Here is an 18,962-nt window from a genome sequence, read left to right as displayed (position 1 = left end):
ACTTTTGCAGCGATAATTTTTAACTTAATAATTAAAATGAAACAAAAACATTTCAAAGAACAGAAAGTCTACCGCTTCAAACGATTTGTGCGAAAGGCTTACAGTGCATTCAACAGTATGCACAGGGTGGTGAACATCGGGGTGGTTACAGGCTGCGCCCTTGCATTTCTGCCCGCATCTCCCGTTACAGCCCAAAAATCGGCCAATGCCGAAGAACAGCAAAAAGTAATGGAAAAAGAGCTCGACGAAGTAATGGTGACAGCCTCCCGGGTAGAAACCCCGGTCAATCAGGTGGCCAAGCTTGTTACCATCATCACCAAAGAACAGATTGAGCAGGCGCCCGTCCAAAGTATTCAGGATCTGTTAGTATACGCCGCTAACATAGACGTAATTCAAAGAGGCGGACACGGTGTACAAGCCGACATTTCGATCCGGGGCGGATCATTCGACCAAAACGCAGTACTTCTCAATGGTGTAAACCTGACCAATGCCCAGACAGGACACTACAGTTTCGACATTCCCATCAATCTTTCCGACATCGAACGTATCGAGATCATCCACGGACCAGCAGCCCTTATATATGGTTCAAGCGCATTCTCGGGGGGAATCAACATTATTACAAAGAAAAATACCGATTACAGACTTTATGCCAATGTGGAAGCCGGCATGCATAAACTTCGGGGAGTAGAAGTGCGGGGCACGGCGCAGACAGGTATAGCCACACATACACTGTCGGTAGGACATAACGCTTCGGACGGTTATATTGCCAACAGCGATTATGATCTTTACAACATATTGTGGCAGACACGGTTCAGATTGCCCAATGAATCGAAAGTAGACCTTCAGTTAGGCTACAATGATAAAAAATACGGAGCCAACACCTTCTATTCTCCTGCTTACCCTAACCAGTATGAACGAACCAGCACCTATATGGGATCGCTGAAAGGAGAGTTCGGCTCGAAGCTAAAAATAATACCTATCTTATACTGGAACCGCCATCACGACCAGTATGACCTGATAAAAGACGATGAATACGGGCGCAATTACCACCGGAACGACACTTATGGAGCGAACCTGATCTTTTCCTACAGGTCGAAACTGGGAACTACCAGTCTTGGCGGGGAATTGCGCCGGGAAGATATTATGAGCACCAACCTGGGACTGAATATGGCAAAACCTCACAGGAAATACACAAAATATGAAGACCGTACCAATGCCAGCGTATCACTAGAGCATACCGTCAATCTCGATAAAGTAGTATTGTCTGCCGGCGTATTGATGAACCACAATACACTGCTGGACGGGGAATATAAATTTTACCCTTCGGTAAGTGCTACTTACCGCCCTATAGACAAGTTCTCGATTTCTTCATCGTGGAGTAAGTCCACCCGTATGCCTACTTTCACCGATCTTTATTACAAAGCGCCTACCCATATAGGGCGTAACGACCTGAAGCCCGAGAAATCAGAATCACTCGAATTAGGATTGAAGTACAAGGACGACTTATTCAGTGCCTATCTGACCGGATTCCTGCTTTGGGGCAGGGATGTTATCGACTGGGTAAAGGAAAAGCCGGAAGACGAGGCGTATACAGCCTGGAATATGAGCAAGATAGATACGAAGGGCATTGAAATGGGTGTGAATTTTTATATCGGTCGTGTTTTGCCCATCTTCGGTGAGCAATCGACTTTGGCGCTGGATTATACACGCATGCATCAGAACAGCGATACGGGCGATATGATCTCTATGTATTCACTGAATTACCTGAGAGATAAATTCACGGCGAAATTTAATCACCGGATATACAAGGGCTTGTCGGCAGGATGGTATCTGCGTTTTCAGAAACGGATGGGGCTTTACGAGGAATACCTTGGACCTAAAAATACAATATGGAAGCCTTTTCCTGCATTCTCCACGCTCGACCTGAAACTGAATTACCAGCATAAGGATATGACATTCAATCTTAGCCTGAACAATCTGTACGACACACATTATTTCGACAAGGGTAATATTCCGCAGGCAGGGTTCTGGCTAATGGGAGGAATAAGTTATACATTGAAGTAACATCTGATCTAAAATGCTGAATGCCCCAAAAGTAAAGTTGCACTAGCAAATAGATATTCTTGTCTGTCATTGACTCCGCTTCGCTCTGTCGAACGTTGTTTCTGAGTGTAACGAAGAATCTCAATTATTAAAAAGAGCTCCTTCTCTTCGGTCAGGATGACAGAATATTTAAAAATTACTTTTGGGGCAATTTCAGCCACAAGGTCAGGTTAATTTAACTACAAGATTATGAAACTAATATTATTGATTTTATCGTTAGTCTCTCCGGCTAACAGTGAGTTTAAGCTGCAAAATGGAGACCTCATTTTTCAGGAAGATTGTTCTGCAAAAACAGATAATACAATTAAGGAAGTGACTTCCAGCATAGGTGACTATCGTTTCATCCATGTCGGGATAGTCTATATCGATGAAAAAGGAGAAACGTATGTGATTGAAGCTACCCGCCCAAAAGTGGCTGTGACTCTGTTAAATGAATATTTGTATCCGAAAGATAGCAGGGAATGTTTCCCCCGCTCCGTTGTTGGACGATTGAAAAATGAATATCAAAGCCTGATTCCGGTTGCTATCGACGAAGCGATGAAGCTTGTTGGAAAAGACTATGACGATGGTTTTATCCTCGACAATGACAAATATTATTGTTCGGAACTTATCTATGATATTCTACTGAAAGCAAATAAGGGCAAAGCCGTGTTTCCATTGAATGTGATGACTTTTAAATCGCCGGAAACAGGAGAAATAACCAAAGGCTGGACAGAGTATTTCGCTAAATACGGGCTTCATGTACCGGAAGGTGAGTTAGGAATTAACCCCGGAGCTATGTCACGGTCAGAGGTTATTGATATAATACATTATTATTAATGTGAATCAGTAGTTGAATTATTATGATTGTAAAAAATAATCGTTCTATTTACCTAACGCACCCTTCGGGCTTGTTTTTCATTTTGGCATTGCCCAAAACGAAACAAAAGGCTAGAGCTTCGTTCCCCGCCGACCTGTCAACGGTTTGCCGGCTAAACCAAATAAACTCGCCTACGGCTCAAACAGTATTTGGTTTCACGCCGTCTTCACCGAACAGGTGCCCGTCGTAGGAACCTATGCACGGAAAGCTGGCGCACGATAGGGAATTACCCTGCCTTGTCGAGGCTTTGCCCGGTGGCATTTGTCCGTAGTGCGGGGCACCCGTCAGGCGAGAGGGGCGTGAAATGGGAAGCGTCCACAGGACAATCTTTCCATTTAGCTCCTGAGCCTGTAACGGGTCGCACGAAGGACGAGCCACCAAAGCGTTTTTGGTTCCTTTTGCGGCTTTGGGCAAAAGGAACACAAGCAATCTTCGATTGCGCGTAGCTAAAGAAAATAGAACAATTAAATCTAACTACTGATTCGCATTATTAATTAGGTAGCAGTCAAAGGAGTCAAGTAGTTATCAGTTGCTTAGCAACTTAGTAGTTAAGTAGAGAATAATATTTTCTATTCATAACTCCCTGACTACTAATAAGTGAAACGAATAATGACGACTTTGATTGCTATTTACTACTTTAACCCCTAGCATTTTTAATCCTTAATCTTTTCATTTTTAATTAAAAACACCTATCTTTGCACCGCTTTTTGTAAGCCCGTACGTGTGATGGGAATGAGGAAGCAAATCCTTAATTTGAGTAACACAATTTTAAATTAAAAAAATGAAAACATTTGAACTAACAGGTGAAGTAAGAGAAGCAGTAGGTAAAAAGCCTTCGAAAGCATTCCGCAAAGAAGACAAAATCCCTGCTGTTATTTATGGAGGAGAAAAAGCTGAAGCAATACACTTTACTGTTACAAACAGTGATGTAAGAAAGCTTATCTACACTCCCGAAATTTTCCTTGTAGACCTTACTATCGGAAAAGATAACTATAAAGCAATACTGAAAGATATTCAGGTACATCCGGTAACAGATGCCATTCTGCACCTTGATTTCCTTCACGTATTCGAAAACAAACCTATCGTGATCGATGTTCCGGTAGTTCTTGACGGACTTGCCGAAGGTGTGAAAGCCGGGGGTAAATTATCTCTTGACCTGCGCAAACTAAAAGTAAAAGCGCTATACAACAAAGTTCCTGAAAAAGTACACATCGATGTTACAGCTCTTACCTTAGGAAAATCTATACAGGTTGGCGAACTTAACTTCGACGGACTGGAACTGTTAAATGCAAAAAATGCTGTTGTTTGCCGCGTTCAATTGACTCGTGCCGCAAGAGGTCTTGCTGCTAAAAACGGTTAATGATAACAATAAAATAGCAAATGAAATATTTGATTGTCGGCTTGGGCAATATCGGAAGAGAATACGAATATACCCGCCACAACATAGGATTCAGAGTATTGGACGCTTTAGCAGAAGCGTCCAATATTGTTTTTACAGACAGGCGCTACGGGTTTGTTGCCGAACTTAAAGTGAAAGGCCGTACCCTTATACTGTTGAAACCATCTACATATATGAACCTGAGCGGAAATGCTGTCCGTTACTGGCTCAATCAGGAGAAAATCCCAACAGAAAACATGCTCGTCGTTGTTGATGATCTCGCGCTGCCATTCGGAACATTACGACTGAAAGGTAAAGGTAGCGATGCAGGACATAACGGATTGAAACATATACAATCCCTGATCGGGCAGGAATATGCCCGTCTCCGTTTTGGTATAGGAAACGAATTCCCCAGAGGAAGACAAGTTGATTATGTGCTGGATAATTTTTCGGAAGAAGAAGAAAAAGCACTTCTGCCAAAACTGGAAACCTGCGGGGAAATTATAAAAAGCTTTTGTCTGGCCGGAATACAAAATACAATGAACCAATATAATAATAAGTAGTCAGAGGAGTCGAAGAAGTTAAAATCAGTCAGAGTATCTAAACAAGCTAACTACTGCCTGCAGGCGATAACTTCTTTAACTATGAGCCGAAAGCGACGACTACTCTAACTCCCTTAAGCATGGCTAAAGAACCTAAAAACGAAGTCCGCATCGACAAATGGCTGTGGGCGGTACGCCTCTTCAAAACGAGATCCATTTCAATAGAAGCCATAAAGAAAGGACGGATCTCCGTAAAAGGAGTAACGGTAAAACCCTCGCGGATGATAAGGATTGGCGACGTTATAGAAGTACGCCGTCCGCCTATTACCTATTCATTCGAAGTATTGAATCTTACGGAGAACAGAATGGGAGCAAAACTGGTTCCCGAATTTATGAAAGATGTAACATCTCCTTCGCAACTGGAGATACTGGAACTATCCAAAATGAGCGGATTTGTAGACCGTGCCAGAGGTACGGGCCGCCCTACAAAAAAAGACCGTCGCGAACTGGAGCAATTTAGCGAAGACTACTCATTTTTCGACGATTGGGACTTCAATGATGAAGATTGACAGAATCTATTAACTTAAATTCATACAAAAGGGTTGTTTATTTCTTAATAAACAACCCTTTTCACTTATAATCAACCACATAAGATATAAAATATATATTTATTCATTCATTTTTACATCAATTAAAACTATGTGGCACACCGATTGCACTATCCTATGTGAGAATTAAATGGAAACTAAAATTTAAACGATTATGAAGAGAATAATATTTGCTATGATGATAGCCGTAGTTTTTGCTTCATGCGTAACATATAAGTCACTTGACCTGAATAAGCTGGCTACGGGTATGACTAAAGAACAAGTAAAGGATATGATGGGCGAACCCGACAGGGTACTCGCCATTAACGACAAAGAAGAAGGACGCCAGGAAGTACTGGAATACAGGACATCAAGAGATGAAGTGTATGCCCTCGAGTTCTGGAACAACTATCTTACAGGTTACGAATTTTTGTACGACGATGTTACCTATGTAGCACCAATGGCTCCGCCTGTAATATGGCCGGACTATGGCAGACCGATATATATAATACCGGAAAGGCCAAACCGTCCTAACAGGCCGAGTAGGCCAAATTCTCCGAGCCGACCAGAAATAAGCAGGCCGAGCATGACCAGACCTACTAATGGAGTAGGCGCGTCATCAAGACCTGCCTATAGCAGTAATTCTGGCTCTAGTAATTCAGATAATGCAATTAATAGATCCAATTTAGCCAGATAAATAACACTATTCTTGAAAGAGGTTACATGCGATATGTAGCCTCTTTTTTGTTGAACAGAGAATTATCGGTTTGTTCACCGTACGAACTATTACAGACCTGATAGCCAAACAGTCCGGCCTCACCTTTAACCCGCACACACACTCCGTTTCACGTCATTTTCTCCCGATGGTGAATTTGTTTTGTAAGGAACTACAGCCCTGATCTTTTGTAACTTTTATATCAAGAAAGAATAATTACACACAACGGCAAAACTAATATTAACCCTTTACCAATAACCTTTCATCAAAACTAAAGATGTTTATCTATACTGAAAGCTCGGAAGTCAGAGTAATCAAAGGTGTTAAAGTAGTCAGGTAGAATATTACTATGCTTTAACTCCTTTAACTCCTTTAACTCCTTTAACTGCTCTGACTCCTTTAACTACTAAAAATTAAGACTATGGCTAAGTACACAGAAGAACTAGTATCGGAAATCATCTCATTGATCGAATCCGACATTTACACAGTAAAAGAACTATGCATGGTGGCGCGTATCTCCCGCGAAACCTACTACCAGTGGCTCGACACCAAACCCGAATTTAAGAAAGCGGTTGATGAAGCCATGCGCCAACGGGACGAGATGCTGGTGTCCATTGCCCGTGCTTCGCTTCGCAAGAAACTGGAAGGTTATACACTGGAAGAAGAAAAAGTGGTATATGAACCCGCCAAAAGCAATCCGCATGTACAGATCGAAAAATCACGGGTAGTAAAGAAGAAACAATATCCGCCGAACTTAGCGGCAATCAAGTATGTGCTGGAACAGGAAGAAAAACGCAAAGAGAAAGAAGCGGCAGAAAAGCCGAAACTACGGCAGCAAATTATTTATGTAAATAACCAACATGAGGCCGACTTGTTTATTAAACTGGATAAGCACCTGAACGGGGAGGATAGCCAGGTCATCAGGATGGCGACCGAAGAGGAGAGGGAGAGAATTGAGAATGATGAAAGAATGAGAATAAATGAAAAATGAAAAATGAAGTCGTTGTTAACTGATTACTATTTACTGAATCTGTCAGGTTTGTCAGGTTTTAGTTAGTGTACTAGAAAAAAGTATACTAGTTTACTATAAAGAATATTATATAAATAGAACTAGCAGGCTGGTAAACTTAAAACTGATAACCTAAGAACGTGTCAGGTTTGTCAGGTTTTAACTAAGATAATAAAGAGAATAGAGTCTGGCGAATATTTTTATTCAAGGAAATATAAACTTCGCAGATTATCTCTCTTGGTTATATATAAACTTTTACTATTTTTGTGGCAGAATAGATAGGGAACCAACTTAAACAAACTAATAAAATACAATACACAACAATTCTCGATGAAACACTTCCTTTTAGTTATTCTTTTTTTAATTATTTCCCTATTAGCTATATCGTGTAAAAAGAAAGGGCAATCGACAGATCTGAGTCACTCCAGTAAAAAAGAGGTGGTAGTATCAAAATTTGCAAGGAATTATCCGGCGTTTAATCCCGATTCCCTTAAAAATCTTTTATACAAGGAGATACAAAATGATTCTGTATTGCAGCCTTTTTATACCAATAAAGAGCAAACAACCATCTGGTTGCACGATACTCTGGATACAAAATCTTTATACAGTTTCCTTGAGATAGTCAATAATGTAGAAATTCATGGCTTGTCCTCTGAAATATTTTCCATATCAGAAATAGGAACACTGATCGACTCTATAGATTCGGGCCTGTTTACGGGCGATATGGAAACATTATACTCAAAAGTCAGCCTTGTGGAGCAAGAAGCGACCAGATCTGCAATAAAATATATAACAGGCATGAGATACGGGTTTATTACCCCTCAGTCTGTCTATGGCAATAAGAATTATGATATTGTTGTCGCAAAATCCGATTCTGCTTATCAAGTTACGTTACACAAAGAATTAAAAGAAGATCCAATTGCAGCCATCTTAAATTCACATCCGACCGATAGCAGGTATATCAAGTTGCAAGACGAATACAAAGCATTGTCAGAATTAGAAGAATCGTCTCCCTTTCCTAAAATAAACTCAGGGAATGCGACCTTTAAAGCGGGAGATAAGAACAGGCATATAGCAGAAATAGCCGAAAGACTTATCATCACAGGTGAATACAAGCCCGATTCGATCAGTGAAGACAGCACTTATAGCAAATTGGACAAAAACCTGCTCGCCGCTATCAACCTGTTCCGAAAGAAGAACTCCTATCCCGAAGAGAATGAAGTGGGAAAACTCACCATAGATGCGCTAAACAGGCCGGTTTCATATTATAAGGACAAAATCAGGGCTAATATGGAGCGTTATCGCTGGAGACGCACCAAAGTAACACATAGCAAACATATAGAAGTGAATGTGGCCGCGGCATCCCTCGTCGCTACCCAAACCGACAGCCTGCCCATATACATGAGAGTATGTGTAGGAACCGTATCGAACAAAACACCCCTGCTGCAAAGTGATATAGGTTATCTGAACCTAAATCCTTACTGGAACGTGCCTAAAAGTATTGCACAAGGTGAGGTCGCAGTATTGCAGAAAAGAGATTCCAGTTATATCCGTCGCAAGAATATGAAATTGTATAAAGGAGGTAAGGAAGTGGATCCATCTTCCATCGATTGGAAAAAAGTGAACCCAGGCACTTTCTATTATATAGTGAGGCAAGAACCGGGCCATGGCAATTCGTTGGGGCTGATTAAGTTCATGTTCAATAATAATCATTCCGTTTACTTGCATGACACACCCAGTAAACTGGCATTCACCAGAAAGAACAGGGCTGTCAGCCATGGCTGTGTAAGGGTACAGAAGCCGTTCGATCTGGCATTCTTCTGTCTGTCACCGGTTACAGATGTGTATAAAGACCAGCTTCTTTATACCGCCCAAATGAATCCTGTATCTATGGCCGGCAAGAAGCTCCTGAAAGACGACAAGTTGAAAAAGTTACCTGATATAATCAATCTGAAAGCTGAGAATAAGATTTCCTTATTCATAGATTATTATACGACGTATATGTATCCCGATGACGATATAGTATACTATGCTGATGATATCTATGGATACGATGATCTCATATTAAAAGGCTTATCCCCTTATCAGGGAGAAGACTTAGGTAAGATTAGCAAATAGTCCCTATCATTTATCATCGAAGAAGTCGGCGGCTTTCTGGCTTAAATCGTGAGCGCTTTTGCGGGCTTTGTCAGCGAAGTCATCTACTTTATCGGCTATCTTATCTGTATAGCTTTGTGTTTGTTTAGATACATTCTGGAATAATTCTTTGGCCTTTGCGATAAAGTCTTCAGACTTGCCTTTAAAGAATTTTTCCCAGTCTATATCAAGGCCTTCTTTATCCATGTAGTCTTTTACAACAGCAATGGCTTTTATGGCCTGGTCTTGTGTCAAACCGGCCTCGGATTGAAGTTTATTTATCAGATTTTCCATTGTAGTAATGTATTGGGATTATATATAGAAAACAAAATTAAATGAGAAAAGTTTATGTTTATTATACGAATAAAAAAGAGAACCTATGGGAAGTTCTCTTATATATATCGATGAGTAATTTAGTTTATTAAAATCTAAAGCCTAAAGCCAATGCCATATTCCGGTTCTTCATTGATGGATTATTTTTAAAAATAACATCGTTATTATTTACATTATACAACCCATATTCATAGGACAGGTTGATAGTAAATATATCGTATATCAGGCCAACCCGGGCTATTGTCCCATAATCGAATCTTTTCCAGCCATTCTGCATATATAGATTACGTTCTCCATCTACTGTAACAGCTCCGTTTTGCCTTATTCCGTTATAAATATACGAAGATGAATATTCCTGATTGAAATCCCCTTTATAACCATATGCTGCATAAACACCGATATTTAAGTTCACTGCTAAACTCTTAGTTATATAGTATTCGTAACCGATACATAGCGGCACCTGAATATAATTCCCAACCCAATTTCTCAATGTATCAGAAATCGTAATAAGGCTCGCAGCTTCATCAGTCGTTTCATCATGCACTTTCTGACGAAGTCCTTTCTTGGTAACATAGAGACCGGTTTGTATCTGGAAGTTATTCTTCAGTTTAAAATTTAGATTAAAACCGATCAGCATACCTAATTTTGGCTCTTTGTTCCTGTTGGCATTCTGTATATCCATTTCGGCGAAGTTCATCCCAACAAAGAAATCTGATGTAATAAATTTCCGTTGAGCTTTAACTTCTATTCCAGACGAAAGAATAATCAGTATACAACTTGTAAGAAATATTTTAAGAAATGTACTCATAAAGTTAATATGTTAGTGCAAAGTTATAATAATTAATAATATAATAAACTAAAGAGCCTGTTTTCCTCAAAAATTTCATTTGCAATATCCTGTATTTGATCTGATGTAATTGCCTCTATATCATTAAAGACTTCTTCTAATGAATTAAAATGGTTGTAATGCATAAAATTCTTACCTAAGGCTAAAGCTACATTTTCATTATTATCACTCATAACTCCGATTTGCCCGAAAAATTGCTTTTTTACTGCTGATAATTGGCTAGTTGACAACCTCTCGTTCTTTAACCGTTGTATTTCCTTATCAACCAAAGCTATACATTTTTCAGTGTGTTTTTTATCGCAGCCAAAATAAATGGACAATAATCCCGTATCGGTATAAGGCGTATAAGAAGACTCGACATTATAAACCAATCCCCGTTTTTCCCGCAATGATAGATTCAGACGACTATTCATACCCGGACCACCTAACAGATTACTCAATAGCTGAAGAACTCTTCGCTTTGGATCGAAAAGAGAATAAGCTCTACAACCAATCAGCGCATGTGCCTGAGAGGTGCTCTTTTCTTCCTTTACTCTCTCTGATGGTATTATCGGAGGAATAATACGTACATTAACACAATCGGAGGAGACCGCGGTTATATACTTTTCTGCCAAACGGACTATCTTCTTAAAGTCGGTTTTCCCATATGAGAAAAAGACCATGTTAGACGGGACATAATGTTTACCGAAAAAGGATAATATTTTTACTGTATCAAAATCCTGTATCGACTCCGGGGTACCCAATATATTATGACCAATGCCCGACTTACGAAACAATAGATTCTCGAACTCGTCAAAGATTAACTCAGACGGACTGTCTTCATAAGAATGAATTTCGTCTATAATGACATCTATTTCCTTTTCTATCTCATGCCGAGGAAATACCGAATGGAAAGTTATGTCTGTAAGCAACTCTAAAGAGCGTTCGAAATGTTGCTCGAGGAATATCGAATAAATAACCGTTTCTTCTTTATTGGTATAAGCATTTAGTTCTCCACCGACAAGCTCCATCCTGTTAATAATATGATGTGAACGCCGTTTATGTGTCCCTTTAAACAACATATGCTCTACAAAATGAGCCATACCATGCTCATCTTCATTTTCGTCGCGCGTTCCCGCATTGATAAAGAAGCCGCAATAAGATACATTTCCCATTGCAGGTTTATGTACGATACGAAGCCCGTTGGGTAATGTATGACTATAATATTCCATTTATTTCTTCATATAATAAGCGCGTTCTTCCTGTGTCAGTTTTTCTATCGAATAGCGTAACATTGTGCGTGGCATCATCTTATAATGCTTATCAAGAAAGGCTGTCAATACTGCTTTATCCCTTTTACCAGCCTCCCTGAGCATCCACCCTATAGCCTTATGCATCAGGTCGTGTTTATGATCAAGAAGCTTTTCCGATAAAGCCAGTATATCTTTATGGTCGTTCTTCCGTATAAACGCAAATGTTGCAAGAATGGCTATACGTTGATCCCATAACAAGCTACTGTCAGCCAGCGTGTAAAGTATCGAACGATCTTTATCGACAAGATATTCTCCAACAATATCCCTGGCCGAGAGGTCTACCAGATCCCAGTTGTTTATCCGGGAAGTTTTTGACAGGTAAAATTCATATATCTCCTTACGTTCAGACTCCTTCGATTTTTTTAATCGTTCTACCAGAATAAGTAAACCGCAAAGACGACACTCGTGATAAGGACTGTCGAGTAGTTTCGTCACCTCTTCATATGACATGTCCTTATATTTTTTTGCCACTTTCCGGGTATCGGGAACCACAACGCCAATAAACAGATCACCCTCTCCATATTGCCCTTTACCTGTTTTAAAGAAATAGGGTAAGAATTCCTTCTTTTCGGGAGTGGATAAAACGTCTAATTCTTCCTTAATATTTTTTGCCGTCATATTATTATATAAAATTCCCCGGTAATAATCATTAAAAGTCACATATAGCAAGCCAAACCGATTTTATTCTGACTTTATCATCCAGAGCTTTTATCTTGAAATAAGGACGTTCTTTATGGAAAAGATACTGAAACTTATAGGTAACATAATCATCCAGGGAATTTTCCCGCTCCACATAGAACCCATTTGCTTCTATAGCAAATTTTCCTTTAGCTTCTATATTAAAATATAATCCACCCAGATACAGGCTGTCAGCTACAGTTTCTTTCAGTTCTAATTCCTGCCCGGCCTTTAGGTTCAACACATTATCCACAATTGTCCCGGAAGTAATATATGAGGAAAACATACCGTCTGTCCGGTCATTATATATCGCAAACGCCTTATTAAACATAGGAGCCACATCGTCCGACAGAATGCCATCATATCCCTTCACCAAAATCGTATCATATGCTTCCTTGGGTACTGTCCACGCCGAAGCTAAAAGCCCCTCCCTATGCATAGATTTTATATTCTCCTCATAATCGGGAATATAACCATACCAGGAAGGTTCGTAATGAGGATAATAATTTATCCTGTATTTTTTCAGATATTCCACATCTTCAATCATATCCCTGTATAAGCTCAACTCACGGTCCAGACTTCTCAGAAACTCTATTATCCATGCGCTAAAACTGGTAATTGCAAAATTACCCTTTCCCATGATACGGATAGCGGTGTCATATGTTTTCCTGACATCCTGTTTAGTGAAAAAACCTTCTTTTATTTCAATATAAGGATACAATCCCTCTGTTTTGCAGATGATCAATGCTTCTTCCAATGTAGGTACTGGACGCCGCATAGCCGGATCTTCTGCTTTCAGAACATAGTTCTGCCTAAGTTCCGCTAATGTGAGAGTATTGCAATAAATATATTCACCTTCCACAGAAGAATAATCTGAAGCATTATTCAATGCCTTATTAATTTCGGAATCGTGAAATAATATAATTTCGTGATCTTTTGTCACGTTCAAATCTATTTCGATAAATTTCGCCCCTACTCTCGATGTCAGAGAAATTGCATCCAAACTATTTTCCGGAGCCAATTTGCCAAACAGATGCAATCCCCGGTGCATGACAATATCGGGTAAATCTTTTTTGGGCTCTATTGGCATCCTGTTTTCAAAATAGCAGGAAAATGCAATCAAAGAAAGTAGAAGAATGGAAATTATTTTTTTCATTATATATTCAAATTAATTATAAAAACCTGACAAACCTGACACTTCGCTACGCTCCGTTCAATGTGCTAATTAGTAAATATGCCAATGTGCCAATGATGACAGCCAACAAAGAACTCCTGTTACTTATTTTATTCTGTGTTTCAAAAAAGTTACAATCAACGATCACCCAAGAGAAGGCGAGGCAAATGTTACACTTTTGCAGCATTTTCAACCAAAACCTGACACGTTCTTAGTTTATCAGTTTTAAGTTTACCAGCCTGCTAGTTCTATTTATTAATATTTTTTATAGTAAACTAGTATACTTTTTTCTAGTACACTAACTAAAACCTGACACTTCTGACAGATTTTTCATCTTCCATTTTGTCATCGTGAGGAACGAAGGATCTCCTTTCATTAGATGCTTCGCTTCGCTCTAGCATGACAGAAAACAAAATCTGACAATTGAAAATCGCCGAAGCGAAGGCAAGGCAAACCTGACAGATTTTTATTTCTTATTTTTTATTTCCAAAATTGCTCATGCTTAAAGCTTCGTCCCTGAAACTTTAAGTATAGATAAATCTTTCAGAAATTAATAACAGATGCTTCTATTTCAGTTTCCACTCAGCACCATCTTTGCCATCCTTAATTTCAAATCCGGCCTTTGCCAGTTCGTTACGAATGTGATCAGATGTCGCCCAGTCTTTATTCTCTTTCGCTTTCTGACGGATTTCAAGCAGCATATCCACAGCCTTGCCAAAGGCTTCGGTATTGGTATTATTCCCAACTACCGAATCGTTACGGATTCCCAATACACCAAACAGGAATGTATCGAATATGCCTTTCAATTCATCCTTATCCTCTTTTGTCAAAGTAATATTTCCTGCACAAGCTGAGTTTATGGCTGTACTGGCTTCGCAAAGATGCGCAATGACAACCGCAGAATTTATATCATCGTTCATTGCGTCATAACATTTCTGACGCAAACCTTTTATATCTATATCGCAGGAAATATCCGATTCCTGAATTTTCTCAATACGGTTATAAGAATCGATCAGGCGTTCTAATGATTTTTCAGCGGCCTGTAAAGACTCGTTGCTAAAATCTACCGTACTACGATAATGCGCCTGTAGTATAAAGAAACGGACAACCATCGGGCTGTATGCTTTTTCCAAAAGCGGATGATCTCCTGCAAAAAGCTGTTCCAACGTTATAAAATTACCTAACGAACGTGCCATCTTTTGTCCGCCGATCGTTATCATATTGTTATGCATCCAGTATTTTACCACCTGATGCTTTTCCATTGCTGTATTCTGGGCTATTTCACATTCGTGGTGCGGGAACATCAGGTCGAGCCCGCCGCCATGTATATCGAATTCTTTTCCAAGATACTTAATACTCATAGTGGAACATTCGAGATGCCATCCCGGAAAACCGTCACTCCACGGCGATGGCCAGCGCATAATATGTTCGGGTGAAGCTTTTTTCCAAAGAGCAAAATCCACTTTGCTGCGTTTTTCTTCCTGTCCGTCAAGACTGCGGGTAGTATTCAGCATTTCCTCTATATTACGGTGCGAAAGAATGCCATAATCATAGTCTTTATTGTATTTCTCCACATCGAAATATACTGAGCCATTGCTTTCATAAGCATATCCGTTTTTCAATATCTCCTTTATCGATTCTATCTGTTCGATAATATGCCCTGATGCATGAGGTTCGATAGATGGAGGTAAAGTGTTTAGGTCGTCCATCACCTTGTGATACCTGTTGCTGTAATACTGAACCACTTCCATCGGCTCCAACTGCTCAAGGCGTGCTTTTTTCGCAATACGGTCTTCCCCGCTCCCCTCTTCGTTCTCCAGATGGCCGACATCGGTAATGTTCCTTACATATCTTACCTTATATCCTATGTGTTGCAGATAACGGAATAACAAGTCAAATGTAACCCCGTGACGGGCATGCCCCAGATGGGCATCGCTATATACAGTAGGCCCGCAGACATACATTCCCACATGAGGTGCATGCAGCGGTTCGAAAACTTCTTTTGTCCGGGTTAAAGTGTTATAAACAGATAGTTTTTGTTCCATAATCGAGGATAAAAATTTTAGGAATACAAAGGTACGAAAATTTATATATCAAATTGTTCTGGTATAGCATCCATTATTGAAAACAGTTCTTCAACCGATTCAGCTCTCAGCATCGCCACACGGGTTTTCTTAAAATCAGGGATTCCTTTAAACAAAGGACTGGCAGCCAGATGACGACGGCTATGAAGAATACCTCCCCGCTCGCCCGAATGGCTTATATTTTTATTCACCATATCTTTCAGTATATCGAGATACCAGAGAAAATCCTTTTTATGTAAAAGTTCTCCTGTTTTCAAATAATGTTTTACTTCTTCAAATATCCATGGACAACCAATACTACCCCGCCCTATCATTACGGCGTCTACTCCTGTTTCATCAAAGCGTTTCTTACATATTTCAGGAGTGGTTACATCACCATTGCCTATAATCGGTATATGCATACGGGGATTATTTTTCACTTCGCCGATCAGTGTCCAGTCGGCTTCCCCTGTATACATTTGCGCACGGGTGCGACCATGAATGGTCAAAGCTTGTATTCCCACATCCTGTAAACGCTCAGCAAGTTCTACTATTATTTTCGAGTCATTGTCCCATCCCAGACGGGTTTTCACTGTTACAGGTATATTTACGGCTTTCACTACCGCTTCTGTTATTTCCACCATCAGATCGGGTGTCTTCATCATACCCGAACCGGCACCCTTGCCAGCCACTTTCTTTACCGGGCAACCGAAGTTTATATCCAGTACATCAGGATTCGCTTCTTCGCTTATCTTAGCAGCTTCGGCCATAGCTTCCACTTCCCGCCCATATATTTGTATAGCCACAGGACGTTCTTCCTCGCTAATAGTTAGTTTTGCCTGTGTTTTATTCACATGGCGTATCAGTGCATCACTCGACACAAATTCGGTATAAACCATATCCGCACCGAAACGCTTACATTCGAGGCGAAAACCCATATCCGTTACATCCTCCATCGGAGCGAGGAACACAGGATTTTCACCAAATTCTATATTGCTTATTTTCATTTCTATTCTGTTTCGAGATGCAAAGATAAGTATCTTTTATCGTATGAGTCAATGAATTTTCGGTATTAATAAATTTCAAATCAATCAATATTAAATATGAATAATAGTATATCTTTATGAAAATATCCTATAAACTCTAATATTTCATTATCATGAGAACACTATCCTATTGCAAACTAGCTGTATTATTCGGTTTGCTTCATTTTGCAAACCTGTTTCCGCAAGAAGTACTCAAATCAAAAGTAGACGAAAGAATTGAGTTATTAGGTATCATATACCGCCTGTCGGGAGCCCGTGAATATTCACAGGGAGCGATCAAATCATATAACGATGATACAGATAAATATTTCGCTGATTTCAAAAATCATGAAGCTGTACTTCTGGCAAAGGAATACCGCAATAATGGTATCGGCTACGATGCTGTAATGTCATTGGCTATACATCTCGATGTACAAGGTTCATCTATTAGCCTGAATGATGACATTTACAACAATCTGGATAGCAGATGGAATAAAGAGATGCTGGATAATTTTACCGAAAAAATCTCCGACTTTTATATAAAGAGTAATTTTCGTAAATTCTTCGAATCTCATTCTGAAATATACTCAAGGGCCGAAGAGGCAATGAATGATATACTCGTATCAAAAATGAATTTCAGTTGGTTCGATAGATTCTATGGGGTGAAAGGTGGTGATTATAATATATTTGTAAGTCTGACAAATGGCTCTTCAAATTATGGTATGAAAATAATACATAAAGACAAAAATGAAGAAATATGCCCTATAATAGGAGTCGATTCGGACAACAACAGCAACCCCAAATTTGCACCTGCAAATGCCGTATATCTTCTTGTGCATGAAATCAGCCATTCATATGTCAATCCGCTGGTTAACAAACACAAAGAAAAATTCACAAAGTCGGAAAAAGTAATATTTCCTCATATTTCAAAGAAAATGCAATCTCAGGCCTATGGCAATTGGAGTACTGTAATGTATGAGTCTTTGGTCAGAGTAGCAACAATATGCTACGCAAACCAGGATACCATAACAAATATGAAAGTAAAAGATATAATAAACGGCGAAATACACAGAGGCTTTTTCTGGATGGCTGATTTATACACGCTTATGCAAGAATATGAAGAGAACAGAGATAAATATGCAACTTTAGATGATTTTATGCCCCGGATAATATCTTTCTATGACACCGGACTTTTTCCTAGAATAATATCCTCTTCCATAGAAAACAACAGCAAGGTACCCCATACAACCAAAGAGCTTATCTTTACATTCAGCAAACCAATGGATACGAAAAGAGGATATGGATTTAACTATGGCAAAGGTGGCAAAGATAATTTCCCTAAGATTGAAAAGGTGGAGTGGATTGATGACGAAACAATAAAATTAACATTGGATCTGGAACCAGGAAAAATGTATTCGATACAATTATACTTACGTAGATATGCTGATATTGAAGGTTTACCTGTTATAGAAAACTATCCTTTGGAATTCATCAGCGAATAAATTTAATTTGACGGAACAGATACCTTAAATTGTTCTTGTAGCCCTTAGCATCTCTCTTTTCCCCGGAGGGCCGGGTAGTCGTTCAACGGTATATCCTGCCTGTTGCATCATACGACGGACTGCACCTTTGGCGCAATAGGTTACAAGAATACCGTTAGGGGCAGTTATTGCATATAGTTGGTCAAATATGCGTTGTGACCACATATCGGGCTGTTTATCCGGTGCAAAGGCGTCAAAATAAATAAGATCGACCAGATCTTTTATCAAAGAAAAATCGAAAGTTGTAAAATCAACTTCCAGCTTGGTCAGGTAAAAAGACGGGGTAACTTCCGTTTCTCTACCCCATTCTGCCTTGTGTAATCCTATAAATAAAGATTTTTCTTCCTCCGTATAATTATCGGCATAATTAAGCCTATTTGTTATGGCTGCAGATAAAGGATAAGCTTCCAGTGTTATATAATGTATTTCCTTTCCTGATGATTGAGCATCCAGCAAAGTAAGGAATGCATTCAATCCGGTCCCGAACCCGACTTCAAATACAATTATTTTTTGTTTGGATATAGTATGTAGTCCTGTCCGGATAAACACATGAGTAGATTCCTGTATAGCCCCGTTCACAGAATGATAATGTTCATCCAGCTCGGGAATAAAAAGAGTGTGAGACCCATCCGCAGTTAATTCTATTTCAGGGTTCACACTCATTCTGCACTGTGTTTAAT

General features: G+C 39.6%; 18 protein-coding genes. 9 read left to right on the top strand and 9 right to left on the bottom strand.

Annotated elements, in window-relative coordinates; genetic code table 11:
• The first annotated feature begins 36 nt into the window (after window positions 1–36).
• Both GGR21_RS07865 and GGR21_RS07860 read left to right on the top strand, forming a co-directional pair.
• Window positions 37–2,064: a TonB-dependent receptor plug domain-containing protein gene (locus GGR21_RS07865; RefSeq protein WP_183306664.1), complete on the top strand. Its 2,028-nt coding sequence runs from the start codon at window positions 37–39 to the stop codon at window positions 2,062–2,064.
• Window positions 2,065–2,292: 228 nt separating this feature from the next.
• Window positions 2,293–2,922 (top strand): YiiX/YebB-like N1pC/P60 family cysteine hydrolase, encoded by a 630-nt coding sequence (locus tag GGR21_RS07860; RefSeq protein WP_183306663.1) that lies wholly within the window; start codon window positions 2,293–2,295, stop codon window positions 2,920–2,922.
• A 178-nt stretch (window positions 2,923–3,100) separates the two neighbouring features.
• On the opposite strand, the gene GGR21_RS20785 is transcribed toward GGR21_RS07860, so the two are convergent.
• Window positions 3,101–3,385, bottom strand: a complete 285-nt coding sequence (locus GGR21_RS20785; protein ID WP_221232964.1) for a hypothetical protein — start codon at window positions 3,383–3,385, stop codon at window positions 3,101–3,103.
• 358 nt (window positions 3,386–3,743) lie between these two features.
• Between GGR21_RS20785 and GGR21_RS07850 the strand changes: the two genes are divergently transcribed.
• The 6 genes from GGR21_RS07850 to GGR21_RS07825 all read left to right on the top strand — a co-directional run bounded on the left by GGR21_RS07850 (window position 3,744) and on the right by GGR21_RS07825 (window position 9,311).
• Window positions 3,744–4,322 carry a 50S ribosomal protein L25/general stress protein Ctc gene (locus GGR21_RS07850; RefSeq protein ID WP_183306661.1) on the top strand — a complete coding sequence of 193 codons (579 nt, stop codon included), beginning with the start codon at window positions 3,744–3,746 and terminating at the stop codon, window positions 4,320–4,322.
• Between the two features lie 20 nt (window positions 4,323–4,342).
• Entirely contained in the window at window positions 4,343–4,903 is a 561-nt protein-coding gene (gene pth / locus GGR21_RS07845) for an aminoacyl-tRNA hydrolase (protein WP_183306660.1), read from the top strand.
• A gap of 119 nt (window positions 4,904–5,022) precedes the next feature.
• A complete protein-coding gene (locus GGR21_RS07840; RefSeq protein ID WP_183306659.1) occupies window positions 5,023–5,451 on the top strand; it encodes an RNA-binding S4 domain-containing protein in 429 nt (142 codons plus the stop codon).
• Between the two features lie 193 nt (window positions 5,452–5,644).
• Entirely contained in the window at window positions 5,645–6,166 is a 522-nt protein-coding gene (locus GGR21_RS07835; RefSeq protein ID WP_183306658.1) for a DUF3192 domain-containing protein, read from the top strand.
• Between the two features lie 439 nt (window positions 6,167–6,605).
• A complete protein-coding gene (locus GGR21_RS07830; protein WP_183306657.1) occupies window positions 6,606–7,175 on the top strand; it encodes a bacteriophage terminase small subunit in 570 nt (189 codons plus the stop codon).
• A 348-nt stretch (window positions 7,176–7,523) separates the two neighbouring features.
• Window positions 7,524–9,311 (top strand): L,D-transpeptidase family protein, encoded by a 1,788-nt coding sequence (locus tag GGR21_RS07825; protein ID WP_183306656.1) that lies wholly within the window; start codon window positions 7,524–7,526, stop codon window positions 9,309–9,311.
• 6 nt (window positions 9,312–9,317) lie between these two features.
• Here GGR21_RS07825 and GGR21_RS07820 read toward each other — a convergent pair whose 3' ends face one another.
• From GGR21_RS07820 to dusB, 7 genes are all read right to left on the bottom strand, one after another.
• Entirely contained in the window at window positions 9,318–9,623 is a 306-nt protein-coding gene (locus GGR21_RS07820; RefSeq protein WP_183306655.1) for a hypothetical protein, read from the bottom strand.
• A 127-nt stretch (window positions 9,624–9,750) separates the two neighbouring features.
• Window positions 9,751–10,470 carry a porin family protein gene (locus GGR21_RS07815; RefSeq protein WP_183306654.1) on the bottom strand — a complete coding sequence of 240 codons (720 nt, stop codon included), beginning with the start codon at window positions 10,468–10,470 and terminating at the stop codon, window positions 9,751–9,753.
• Between the two features lie 32 nt (window positions 10,471–10,502).
• Complete coding sequence (locus GGR21_RS07810; protein ID WP_183306653.1) at window positions 10,503–11,720, bottom strand: M16 family metallopeptidase; 1,218 nt, start codon at window positions 11,718–11,720, stop codon at window positions 10,503–10,505.
• Window positions 11,721–12,419, bottom strand: a complete 699-nt coding sequence (locus tag GGR21_RS07805; RefSeq protein ID WP_183306652.1) for a DNA alkylation repair protein — start codon at window positions 12,417–12,419, stop codon at window positions 11,721–11,723. It lies immediately after the preceding gene.
• Window positions 12,420–12,450: 31 nt separating this feature from the next.
• Window positions 12,451–13,635 carry a glycerophosphodiester phosphodiesterase gene (locus GGR21_RS07800; protein WP_183306651.1) on the bottom strand — a complete coding sequence of 395 codons (1,185 nt, stop codon included), beginning with the start codon at window positions 13,633–13,635 and terminating at the stop codon, window positions 12,451–12,453.
• A 584-nt stretch (window positions 13,636–14,219) separates the two neighbouring features.
• On the bottom strand, window positions 14,220–15,698 hold the full coding sequence (cysS, locus tag GGR21_RS07795; protein ID WP_183306650.1) for a cysteine--tRNA ligase: 1,479 nt from the start codon (window positions 15,696–15,698) through the stop codon (window positions 14,220–14,222).
• Between the two features lie 41 nt (window positions 15,699–15,739).
• Window positions 15,740–16,723, bottom strand: coding sequence for a tRNA dihydrouridine synthase DusB (gene dusB, locus GGR21_RS07790; RefSeq protein ID WP_183306649.1), 984 nt, complete (start codon window positions 16,721–16,723; stop codon window positions 15,740–15,742).
• A 152-nt stretch (window positions 16,724–16,875) separates the two neighbouring features.
• Between dusB and GGR21_RS07785 the strand changes: the two genes are divergently transcribed.
• Window positions 16,876–18,243 (top strand): DUF4932 domain-containing protein, encoded by a 1,368-nt coding sequence (locus GGR21_RS07785; protein ID WP_183306648.1) that lies wholly within the window; start codon window positions 16,876–16,878, stop codon window positions 18,241–18,243.
• Window positions 18,244–18,267: 24 nt separating this feature from the next.
• Here GGR21_RS07785 and mnmD read toward each other — a convergent pair whose 3' ends face one another.
• Window positions 18,268–18,945: a tRNA (5-methylaminomethyl-2-thiouridine)(34)-methyltransferase MnmD gene (gene mnmD / locus GGR21_RS07780; RefSeq protein ID WP_183306647.1), complete on the bottom strand. Its 678-nt coding sequence runs from the start codon at window positions 18,943–18,945 to the stop codon at window positions 18,268–18,270.
• Between the last annotated feature and the right edge of the window lie 17 nt (window positions 18,946–18,962).

Source organism: Dysgonomonas hofstadii, from assembly GCF_014196915.1.
In the GTDB taxonomy this organism is placed as follows: Bacteria; Bacteroidota; Bacteroidia; order Bacteroidales; family Dysgonomonadaceae; genus Dysgonomonas; species Dysgonomonas hofstadii.
The sequence above is the reverse complement of the archived record's forward strand: the minus strand, read 5'-3'. Positions and strand labels throughout refer to the sequence as shown.